Annotated in this window: 13 protein-coding genes; 10 read left to right on the top strand and 3 right to left on the bottom strand. The window is 43.6% G+C overall.

Features of this window, described 5'->3' with window-relative positions:
• Together B0E43_RS29100 and B0E43_RS29095 are read right to left on the bottom strand one after the other, a co-directional pair.
• The coding region (locus tag B0E43_RS29100; RefSeq protein ID WP_139352718.1) for an adenosylhomocysteinase at positions 1-127 on the bottom strand (127 nt) is incomplete at its 3' end.
• A gap of 76 nt (positions 128-203) precedes the next feature.
• On the bottom strand, positions 204-968 hold the full coding sequence (locus B0E43_RS29095) for a biotin--[acetyl-CoA-carboxylase] ligase (RefSeq protein WP_077348897.1): 765 nt from the start codon (positions 966-968) through the stop codon (positions 204-206).
• Between the two features lie 58 nt (positions 969-1,026).
• Between B0E43_RS29095 and rsfS the strand changes: the two genes are divergently transcribed.
• The 4 genes from rsfS (at position 1,027) to B0E43_RS29075 (ending at position 5,162) form a co-directional block, all read left to right on the top strand.
• Positions 1,027-1,374, top strand: a complete 348-nt coding sequence (gene rsfS, locus B0E43_RS29090; RefSeq protein ID WP_077348879.1) for a ribosome silencing factor — start codon at positions 1,027-1,029, stop codon at positions 1,372-1,374.
• Between the two features lie 66 nt (positions 1,375-1,440).
• Entirely contained in the window at positions 1,441-3,495 is a 2,055-nt protein-coding gene (ftsH, locus tag B0E43_RS29085; protein WP_077348875.1) for an ATP-dependent zinc metalloprotease FtsH, read from the top strand.
• A gap of 63 nt (positions 3,496-3,558) precedes the next feature.
• On the top strand, positions 3,559-4,335 hold the full coding sequence (locus B0E43_RS29080; RefSeq protein ID WP_077348873.1) for a UDP-2,3-diacylglucosamine diphosphatase: 777 nt from the start codon (positions 3,559-3,561) through the stop codon (positions 4,333-4,335).
• On the top strand, positions 4,332-5,162 hold the full coding sequence (locus tag B0E43_RS29075) for a hypothetical protein (RefSeq protein ID WP_077348871.1): 831 nt from the start codon (positions 4,332-4,334) through the stop codon (positions 5,160-5,162). The genes B0E43_RS29080 and B0E43_RS29075 overlap by 4 nt, the downstream gene beginning before the upstream one ends.
• Before the next feature lie 102 nt (positions 5,163-5,264).
• Here the strand turns inward: B0E43_RS29075 and B0E43_RS29070 are convergent, their stop codons facing one another.
• The gene (locus B0E43_RS29070) at positions 5,265-5,690 is read right to left on the bottom strand and encodes a peptidylprolyl isomerase (RefSeq protein ID WP_077348869.1); all 426 of its coding nucleotides are present in this window, start codon (positions 5,688-5,690) and stop codon (positions 5,265-5,267) included.
• Between the two features lie 180 nt (positions 5,691-5,870).
• Here B0E43_RS29070 and B0E43_RS29065 point away from each other — a divergent pair, with 180 nt between their 5' ends.
• The 6 genes from B0E43_RS29065 to B0E43_RS29040 all read left to right on the top strand — a co-directional run bounded on the left by B0E43_RS29065 (position 5,871) and on the right by B0E43_RS29040 (position 10,378).
• Complete coding sequence (locus B0E43_RS29065) at positions 5,871-7,253, top strand: sigma-54 dependent transcriptional regulator (protein WP_077348895.1); 1,383 nt, start codon at positions 5,871-5,873, stop codon at positions 7,251-7,253.
• On the top strand, positions 7,243-8,586 hold the full coding sequence (locus B0E43_RS29060; RefSeq protein WP_077348867.1) for a PAS domain-containing sensor histidine kinase: 1,344 nt from the start codon (positions 7,243-7,245) through the stop codon (positions 8,584-8,586). The genes B0E43_RS29065 and B0E43_RS29060 overlap by 11 nt, the downstream gene beginning before the upstream one ends.
• A 117-nt stretch (positions 8,587-8,703) precedes the next feature.
• Positions 8,704-9,162: a hypothetical protein gene (locus B0E43_RS29055; protein WP_217349152.1), complete on the top strand. Its 459-nt coding sequence runs from the start codon at positions 8,704-8,706 to the stop codon at positions 9,160-9,162.
• Positions 9,152-9,313 carry a hypothetical protein gene (locus B0E43_RS29050; RefSeq protein WP_168171927.1) on the top strand — a complete coding sequence of 54 codons (162 nt, stop codon included), beginning with the start codon at positions 9,152-9,154 and terminating at the stop codon, positions 9,311-9,313. The genes B0E43_RS29055 and B0E43_RS29050 overlap by 11 nt, the downstream gene beginning before the upstream one ends.
• A gap of 591 nt (positions 9,314-9,904) precedes the next feature.
• A complete protein-coding gene (locus B0E43_RS29045) occupies positions 9,905-10,030 on the top strand; it encodes a hypothetical protein (protein ID WP_256386914.1) in 126 nt (41 codons plus the stop codon).
• Between the two features lie 78 nt (positions 10,031-10,108).
• On the top strand, positions 10,109-10,378 hold the full coding sequence (locus tag B0E43_RS29040) for a hypothetical protein (RefSeq protein ID WP_139352717.1): 270 nt from the start codon (positions 10,109-10,111) through the stop codon (positions 10,376-10,378).
• Positions 10,379-10,673: the final 295 nt, after the last annotated feature.

Genomic DNA, 10,673 nt, shown 5'->3' with positions numbered 1-10,673 from the left:
CAGCTCTCAAAGCCATCAAACCAGGCATTTCTGCCTCAGCCAACCTGATTTCTTTTCTCCCCCACTCGGCAAGTGAGATGTCTTTTACTTTGTACTGAATGAATTTTTCAGATTTAATTTCTGACATGTTATTGATAGTTAAAGAATTAAACTCTTTTAATGGCCGCAAAGTTACCGCTTAAATTTGGGAATTGAAAACCCGCTTAAAGATTTGGGAAGGAAATTTCCTTAAGGTCAAATGATCGGATTAAACCATTTCTCAGCCTCACTTGAAGCTTTCCATCACGGGTAACTCCAGCAATTTTTCCCTCAAATTCAGTATCGTTTTCCTTATAAACTGCCCACTGGTCTTTAAGAAACAAATGCTGGAGATAATCCCTCAAGATTTCTTCCAACTTGCCTTTTTTCAAAGAAATAATCCCCTGCTCAATATGAGAAATCAATAACCTAAACAGCTCCTGAAGGTCAAATTCCCCTCCGGTAATCAATGCTAATGAAGTCGCCTTTGCTGCACCAAACTGGCGCTGGTTAATATTCAATCCAATTCCAACCACTGCAAATTCCCAGGAATTGGAACTGAGAATGTTTTCGATCAAAATCCCCCCGATTTTGCCTTTGTCTGGGATCACCAAGTCATTGGGCCACTTTACCTGAAGATCCGGCAGGTAATCCTGAAGCAATTTTCGGATGCTGTTCGAGATCATCATATTCAGAAAAAATTGCTCGGTAACATCCAAAAACCCTGGCTTCAATACTAAAGAAAAGGTTAAATTCTGCCCTGGCGCCGATTCCCAATTATTTCCCCGCTGTCCCTTGCCCCGTGTCTGATGCGCACAGATGACAATGGTTCCTTCACGGGCCTGTCCGCTTCGGATCAGTTCGAGCGCCTTGTCATTGGTCGAGTGACACTCTGGCAGGAAAAGAACATCTTTCCCCAAAAAAATCGTGTTGGCAAGAATTTTATACATTGTTTTTCTGTTCGGCTGTTTTGGGTAATTTAATCGCCGCATAAAATTAAATTAATATATGACAGCAGAGGCGCTGAGCAAGGTTATCATCAAGGGGATGGAAGAAAAAAAGGCTTCTGAAATTTTGGTTTTGGATCTTAGAAAAATCAAAAACGCGGTATCCGAATTTTTTGTGATCTGTTCGGGCAACTCCGACACCCAACTTGAGGCTATTTCAAAGTCAATCGAAGAGGAAGTTCACAAGGTTGGGGAAAATCCAGCCTGGCGGGTGGAAGGAAGAGCAAACGGAGAATGGGTTTTGATGGACTTTGTCAATGTTGTAGTCCATATATTCATGAAAGAAAAGAGAGAATATTACGGCCTGGAAGAGCTTTGGGGAGATGCCAAAACAACTCTGGTCAATTAAATCCCGGATAAACCTTCCAAAGGTTACGCCGTTTTACCTTAAGTTTACAGAATTTCCATAAAAGCGATGAGCGATAAAAATAAGAGTAAAAACTTTGTCCCAAAAGTACCACAAAAGCCCAATTTTCAGCTTTGGCTAATCATTGCCGCCGTCTTGGTACTCTTGGGATTGACATGGATTCAGCAGCGTGGTGCGGTGATTGATATCACCCAAAAGCGTTTTGAAGACATGTACTTGGCAGGTGATGTTTCCAAGGTAGTGATTGTGAGGAATATGAATCGCGTCGATGTGACCCTGAATCCGGCTGCACTTCAAAACGCAAAATATAAAACAGAACTGGAGTCCAATTCTTCATTCTTCAATCCAACCGGCCCACACTATGCACTGCAGGTGACCACTTCGGATAAATTTCAAACTGATTTTCAGGCTTTGGAAGAAAAAGTATCTGAAGAAAACCGGATTGGGGCTTCTGTGACCAATGAAGAAAACTGGAGCAGCTACTTTGGCAGCTTCGGATTCTTGATCCTGTTGTTTGTTTTCTTCTGGTTTATGATGCGAAGAATGGCAGGACCATCAGGTCCGGGTGGGCAGATTTTCAATGTTGGAAAATCAAAAGCCCAGCTTTTCGATGCTGAAAACAAAGTCAAAATCACATTTGACAATGTCGCAGGTTTGGATGAAGCAAAAGAGGAAATTCAGGAAATCGTTGAGTTCCTTAAGAATCCCGGAAAATTCACCAAACTGGGAGGTAAAATTCCAAAAGGAGCATTGCTCGTTGGACCTCCAGGTACCGGTAAAACGTTGCTTGCCAAAGCCGTAGCAGGAGAAGCTGGAGTACCTTTCTTCACACTTTCAGGCTCAGATTTCGTCGAAATGTTCGTCGGTGTAGGTGCGGCCAGAGTACGTGACTTGTTTAAGCAAGCCAAAGAAAAAGCACCGTGTATCATCTTCATTGACGAGATTGATGCGATTGGTAGATCCAGAGGAAAAGGCCAAATGCCGGGGTCTAACGACGAAAGAGAAAACACACTGAACTCACTCTTGGTCGAAATGGACGGTTTCGGAACTGATTCCGGAGTAATCGTCCTGGCTGCAACCAACCGACCTGATGTACTCGACAGTGCTTTGCTAAGACCGGGTCGATTTGACCGTCAGATCTCCATTGACAAGCCGGATATCGTCGGACGAGAGGCAATTTTCAAGGTTCACCTTGCTCCGATCAAAATCGGAAATGACATCGATCCCAAAAAACTCGCTGCCCAAACTCCGGGATTTGCCGGTGCGGAAATCGCCAACGTATGTAATGAAGCTGCTTTGATCGCCGCCCGAAGAAACAAGACTGCTGTCGACATGCAGGACTTTCAGGATGCGGTTGACCGGGTCATCGGTGGTCTGGAGAAGAAAAATAAAATCATTTCTCCTGAAGAAAAGAGAATCGTAGCCTATCACGAGGCTGGTCACGCAGTGGCAGGTTGGTTTCTGGAGCATGCAGATCCTTTGGTCAAAGTGAGTATTGTACCCCGTGGTGTTGCTGCTTTAGGATATGCGCAGTACCTACCAAAAGAGCAATTCCTCTATCAGACAGAACAGTTGATCGACGAAATGTGTATGACATTGGGTGGTCGTGCTGCCGAGCAAATCATTTTCGGAAAGATCTCCACAGGTGCATTGAGCGATCTGGAGCGAATCACCAAACTGGCTTATTCCATCGTTTCGGTGTATGGAATGAATGACAAACTTGGCAACATTTCCTTCTACGACAGTAAAAGTGATGGTTACAAAATGACCAAACCTTACTCAGAAGCTACCGCTGAGATGATCGATCAGGAAGTAAGTAAATTGATTGAAATGGCTTACGACCGAACTTTGGCTCTATTGAATGAGCACAAAGACCATTTGGAAGTGCTTGCAAAAGAGCTTTTGGAAAAAGAAATTCTGTTCCAGGCTGATTTGGAAAAACTGATTGGAAAAAGACCTTTTGCAAAAGAGACTACTTACCAGGCATTTACAAATAAAAAAGACAAAGTGCCAGCTATACTTGGCGAACCTAAAGTTGAAGGTGACCATGCAGATCCAGAGCCTGCGAAAGAGGAAGTTCCTGAAGAGAACGCAGAAAAATAATCCAGAAAGCCCCGACCCAATCGGGGCTTTCTTATTTTTGTCCCAAGACAATATCTTTAGTACATGCAAGCTTCCCCTCTGGATTTTCCGCTGAAAGGCAAAAAGCTCTATTTCGCATCTGATTTCCACTTGGGAGCGCCTAATGCATCAGAAAGTAAAATCCGGGAAAAACGAATCGTCCGCTGGTTGGATTCGATTGCAGATGAAGCAGCTGCCATTTTTCTCGTTGGGGATATTTTTGACTTTTGGTTTGAGTATGGTCAGGTGATTCCAAAGGGTTTTATACCCTTTATTTCAAAGATTTCTCAACTTCGCGACATGGGAATCCCTATCCTGTTTTTCACCGGAAATCATGACCTCTGGATGAAGGACTATTTCACACAGGAGCTTGGAATTCCGGTTTATCACCACCCGATTGCCCTTTCTGTAGAAGGAAAAAAAATCCTTGTCGGACACGGAGATGGCTTAGGCCCCGGAGATCAGTTTTATAAGTTATTGAAAAAGGTATTTACCAATCCTTTCGCCAAATGGTTGTTTCGATGGATTCATCCCGATATGGGGATCAAATTGGCCAAGGCATGGTCCGGTCATAGCCGAATTTCGAATCTCGAAAAAAATGAAAACCATTTTTTGGGGGCGGACGAATGGCTCTGGCAGTATTGCAAAGAAGTGGAGTCTAGATTTCACCACGATTTTTACATCTTTGGGCATCGCCACCTCCCTCTCCAACTTGAGGTTTCCAACAATTCCACTTACTTTAATTTAGGAGAGTGGGTTACCCAAAACACTTACCTGGAATTTGACGGTGCCGATGCCAAGCTCATGACATTCGAGAAATGAAATTTACCCTGATACTATTTTTTGGATTTTTGTCTAAGGCACTTTTTTCACAGGAAATCTTGGAATTCGAAGCGCCGGTCGCTGAGATTTCCATACAAAATCTCGATTTGGTTTCACTGGACACAAGGGATCAGATTTTTGCCAGCAACAATTCAGGGGATATTTATCTTTTTGATCAAAAGGGCAAACAACTCAACCTCTTCTCCCCCGCCAGACAAGGCCGACTCCACCAATTGGAAGCCTCCTGGACGGTGAACATTTTCAGCTTTTCAGCTGACCTGCAGGAATACAGGATTCTTGACCGATTCCTCAATCCCATTGCCGAAAACAGCTTTCTCCTGAATGAAATTACGCTGCCAAAAGCTTCCACTCTCGGCAACAACAACATCATCTGGGTCTGGGATGAATCTGATCTTTCTCTGAAAAGCCTGGACTACCTGAGAAATCTGGTACTCCAATCCCAACCTCTAAACCTGATTTTGGATTCAGAAAACCTGCAGGTCACAGAGATCCGGGAATTTAAAAACAGACTCTTTATGAATGTGCCTGAAAGCGGTATTTTCATCTTCGATAACCAGGGCAATTTTCTCAAAAAAATAAATCTCCAAATCGATCAGCGGATGTGCTTTTACAAAGAAAGCCTTTTCTGGGTCGAGGGAAAAAATCTAAAAATGTATTCTCTGGCTACTCAGGCCGTTTTTGATTTTGGCGCTCTTCCATCCAAAGATATTCAGTATCTGGTGATAGGACAGGAAATCATTGCATTTGTAGAGAAAGATGTGATCAAAGTATTCCCATTGCCGGAAGGATTGAAGCAGCTGAAGTGAGTTTTTATATCCTCAGCCCAAAAAAAACCGACAGGATCTCCCTATCGGTTTTCTGTTTTTTACTTTGCCTAGTCAAGCTGGCCTTAGTCTATTTGCGAGTTCTCAATTGATAGTCACAAGTTCGATATCAAAAATCAAATCTTTCCCGGCCAGCTCATGGTTGGCATCCAAAACGATTTTTTCTTCTGTCACATCCACCACAGTTACCGGCATGGGCTGTCCGCCACCCCCCTGAAGCACCAGCTGAACGCCGATTTCAGGGTGAATGTTAGGTGGAACCTGACTGATAGGCACCTCAATCATCATATCGTCACGACGCTCTCCGTAAGCCTCAGCCGCAGGGATTGTCACAGTTTTTTTATCTCCGATGACCATGCCATACACGGCCGCATCAAATCCTTTGATCATATTACCATCGCCCAGCGTGAAGCCCAGCGGTTCCCGGGACTCCGAGCTGTCAAATACGCTTCCATCATCCAGTCTTCCGGTATAATGAACTTTGACGGCATCTCCTTTTTTAGCTTGCATGAGTTTTCAAATTAGTGAAAGACAAAGGTATGGATTAATAATTGTTCGCCCAATCGGACATAAATGTCCGAAAACAGTATATTTTCGTACAATTACGGACACTTTTAAAGGAAAATTGCCCCCTATTCACCTTATTTGTACTTGGCACCATTTTCCCCCTACAAGCCCAAACAATTGACCATGGAAGCTCAGACACTAGGCAAAATTTTGATCATCGACGACAACGAAGACTTGCTCTTTGCTGCCAAAATGCTTTTGAAAAAACACGCCAAAGAAGTAGTCATTGAAAAAGACCCGCGCAGAATTCCTTTCCTGATCAATAATAACAGCTTTGATGTGATCCTGCTGGACATGAATTTCCGAGAGGATACCACTTCCGGAAAGGAAGGATTTTATTGGTTGAGTCAAATCAAAGAGATCGATCCTAAAGCGGTCGTGATTCTGATTACGGCTTTCGGAGATGTGGAAATGGCCGTGCAGGCATTGAAGGAAGGCGCGACAGATTTTATCCTCAAGCCATGGCAAAATGAGAAACTCATTGCCACCCTTTCTGCGGCCATCAAGCTTAAGGAAAGTTACAACGAGGTAGACAAGCTTCAGAAAAAGCAAAAGCAGCTTCAGACCGATCTCAAAAAGCCCTATGCAGATATCATCGGTGCTTCGGCTTCGATGAAAAATATCTTTTCCATCATTGACAAAGTGGCCCAGACAGATGCCAATGTGTTGATTTTGGGAGAAAACGGAACCGGTAAGGAACTCATCGCCCGCGCAATTCACGATCGCTCGCACCGCAAAGACGAAATCTTTGTCGGAGTAGATATGGGTGCAATTACTGAAACGCTTTTCGAATCCGAACTTTTTGGACACAAGCGCGGGGCCTTTACCGATGCCAAAGATGACCGAGCGGGACGTTTTGAAATAGCGGATAAGGGTACACTTTTTCTGGATGAAATCGGAAACCTATCCATGCCGCTTCAATCAAAATTGCTCACCGTATTGCAGCGACGAGAAGTAACCCGCATTGGCACCAACAAGGCCATTCCGGTGGACATTCGCCTGATCTGCGCCACTAACATGCACGTGCATGAGATGGTGATGGATAACACGTTCCGTCAGGATTTGCTCTACCGGATTAATACTGTGGAGATTTTTCTTCCACCGCTTCGCGAAAGACAGGACGACATCCCGACTTTGGCCAATCACTTTCTGAAAAGCTACTCTCAGAAATACCGAAAAAACTTCATGGGCTTCAAGCCTGCTGCCATGGAGCTCCTTCAGCGCTATCAGTGGCCAGGCAACATCCGTGAACTTCAGCACGCCATCGAGCGGGCAATCATCATGGCCGAAGGCGACGAATTGGATACACGGGATTTCTTTTTCCTTTCGGCAAAGCCAGCCTCCGAAAAAGCCCCGACTTCCGTCACTCTGAATCTTGACGACATGGAGCGCAGCACCATCCAGCGGGCCATCGACAAAAACGGCGGAAATATCTCCAAAGCGGCAAAGGAACTCGGCTTGACCCGAGCTTCACTTTACCGAAGATTAGAAAAATATGGATTATAGAGTTGGTTTGCTGGGCAGGATTGCCCTGGTAGCAGCTTCGCTGTTTTTACTTTCATACGCCATGATCGACGCTTGGGGAGTCTTTATGATTTCCCTATTCCTTATTTTGGTGGTTTTTCAGATCATTTTTTTGGTGCGATATTCCGAAAGCTCCTTCAAAAAAGTCAGGCTATTTCTGGACAACATCAAGCAGGACAAGTATTCCCAGCTCTACCCGGTCAAGTTTGACGGCACAGAGACTGATGACCTGCACATCGAGTTCAATGCGATTTTGGCAAAGCTCAAGGAAGATCAGGCGGAAAAGGAAGCCAACTACCAATATTTCAGATCCGTGTTTAAGCACCTCAGCATCGGCTTGATCACGTTCGGAGAAAATGGGGAAATTCAGATCCTGAACGTCGCAGCCAAACGCATCCTCAATATCGACGAACTCAAAAACATCGGAGAGATCGAAAGCATCAACAAAGAACTACACTTGGCAATCCAAAATCTTCGCACCGGCGGTTCCGAACTGATCAAAATCGCCCATCCCGACGGAATCATGCAGCTCTCGGTCTATGTGATCGAACTCCTGATGCGGGGAGAACGCTTCAAATTGGTGTCCCTACAGAATATCCAGTCGGAGCTCGAAGAGAAAGAAATGGAAGCCTGGCAAAACCTGGTCAAGATCCTCACCCACGAGATCATGAATTCCATAGCGCCGATTTCTTCCTTGGCCGGCACACTCAAGACCGAGATCGAAAATAGAATCGAAAGCAACGAGCGGGCCACGGATGAGGAGTTGGAGGATTTTCTGATGGGTATGGGAACCATCGAAAAGCGCAGTCAGGGACTGATCAACTTCGTGTCCGACTTCAGAAGTCTGGCTCATATTCCGGCACCGAAATTTGGGATCATCGGCATAGCAAGGCTATTCGAACACTTGGAGATCCTACTTCAAAATCAGCTCGAATCCCAGGGAATCACGCTGAAGAAAGAGCTGAACCCGAATGAGCTGATCCTATTTGGAGACCAAACCCAAATCGAGCAGGTGATGATCAACCTGATTCAAAACTCCATACAGGCCCTAGAAGACTCGGAGGAGAAAATCATCACGCTGAAGGCATTTATCGACGAAGCCGGGAAAATCATCCTGGAAATCTGCGATACCGGCAAAGGCATCGAAGAAGAAGCCTTGGGCAAAATTTTTATCCCTTTCTTCACCACCAAAAAGAAAGGCTCCGGCATCGGTCTCAGCCTTTCCAAGCAAATCATGCGCCGCCATAAAGGCAATATCCAAGTCCGCTCCAAACTCGGCGAAGGCACGACGTTTAAGTTGATTTTTAATGGGTGATGGTAGGTTAAGATGAAAATGAAAATTCATCAACCAATATCAAATCCTTGCTTTTGAACTTTTCACACTGAGAAAAATTGTGAGTAACTTCTAGCTATGAAATTTTGAATGGTTCCAATGCAAAGATTTTATTTTGACACATCAGTATTTGGAGGTGCTTTCGACAAGGAATTTGAAGAAGAAACGGTACAACTTTTTGAACGAGTAAAATTGGGCAGAGTAGTATGTCTATTTTCCGACCTTACTGAAGCTGAATTATCTAAGGCGCCGGAAAAAGTAAAAGGCCTTTTTAAGGATCTACCAAAAGGAAGTATGGAAAAAGTATTGGTGACAGACGAAATTTTGACGCTGGCTTCCTCCTATTTAAATGAAGGAGTTGTGGGCAAAACCAGCTTTGACGATTGCATTCATATTGCGGCTGCAACAATTCACAAAGCAGATATTTTGGTAAGTTGGAATTTCAAACATATTGTGAACGTTTACAGAATTAGAGGCTATAATTCTGTAAACATTCGTTTAAATTATCAAGCATTGGAAATAAGGTCACCAAAAGAAATTTTAGAATATGAAGACTAGCATCAAAAATTCTGAACCGGAAAAAGAATTTGATACGGTTAAAACCTTCAGAGCCATAAAAGAAAAAATTTCTTTGGAAATGGTCGATATGAGTCCTGACCAAATCAAGGAATATTTAAAGAAAAACAGTGCTAAGCTTTATCAGAAATAGCTTTTAAAAGGTGAAAAGCGACCTGACTTAAAAATGCTATTGTTCTGTCTCTTTTCTCTCCAAGCAGATCATGCGCCGCCACAAAGGCAATATTCAGGTCCGCTCCAAACTCGGCGAAGGCACGATATTTAAGTTGATTTTTAATGGGTAAGGTTCAGTAGGCTGTGTTCAGTGGCAGTCTCAGTAATTTGGCTATCCTCTGCGAAGTTTATTGCCTTTCAGCTTTGTGGTTCGGTGGACGCTGGGTGGGATTTGTAATTCCAGCCTAGTATTTTTTAGAATTTGTAATTCCCATATTCTTAAGCTATTTGAGGGATTGGGCTAAAGCCTGATTTCTATTGCATGATTTTTATCCCCCTGCTAAAGCAGGAGGCAATTCATGATTTGGTATTTATCGGCTATGAATTGGAATGTGGCTTTAGCCCATTCCAAAAATGGATCACAAAATCACCCTGGGCTTTAGCCCAAAAGCATCAGACATAAATTTCACTGTTCTCAAAACAAAATTCTGTTTTTGACCAGATTTCCATTTTCTCAAACAAAACCATCCAAAGTTTTTTTTTGTAATTTTTTCCTTTATCCAATAAGCCAATGGACAATAACAAACAATTCGAATCGCTGGTCGGGATCGGTTTGGATGATTATCCGAGTTCGGACTATTCCCCGATAGTGGAGCACTACGTCAGGTATTCCAAGTATCAGAGATTTATTTCGTGAAAAAAGCTGGAAACGCCCCTCTATGGACTTTTTGAAGAAGTGGAAGTCCTCACTTTCCCCAACCTGTACAACCGGGTCATGAGCTTGATTGCCCCAAATTTTGAACCGGCACAGATGGTCCCCCTTCAAAACTTGGTAAATGGACTGGTGGATATATACGGAGGTGACAAGGATGGTATGCTTTGGTTTCTGGAGGAAGAAGCTGAAGAAATAGAATCCGGGGAATGGAAAGGTCGGGATTGGGACTATCCGAAATACGAAGAAGTCCACGACATTCTGTTGATGCTGAGTAAGGAAAGAGGTTTGCTGTTGATAATCAGGGAAAAAGGCGACCTTATTGATTTTTAGGAGGATTGAAAAGGCTGTTCATCTAAAGGACAATCTGCTTCAAAAAAGGCTGGAATTTTCCAACTTCAGTTTCTCCAACTGATCCAAAAAACAGACAATCAGATAAAATCTCCCCGTCTTTAAAATCTGCAGCAACCGATTTGACTATCCTTCCGGTCTCCAACCGTAATTGTTTTGTAAAAAGTTTCTCCGAAAGCATCCTTTTGTTCAAGGATGTTCACTCGATTATTTCAGAGTAGAACCAATTTTTGTCAGATGAAAAATTGTTTTGGGTTATTTCGATTTTGTATTCATC

It is taken from the genome of Algoriphagus sp. A40 (assembly GCF_002002735.1).
Classification (GTDB): Bacteria; Bacteroidota; Bacteroidia; order Cytophagales; family Cyclobacteriaceae; genus Algoriphagus.
The sequence above is the reverse complement of the archived record's forward strand: the minus strand, read 5'-3'. Positions and strand labels throughout refer to the sequence as shown.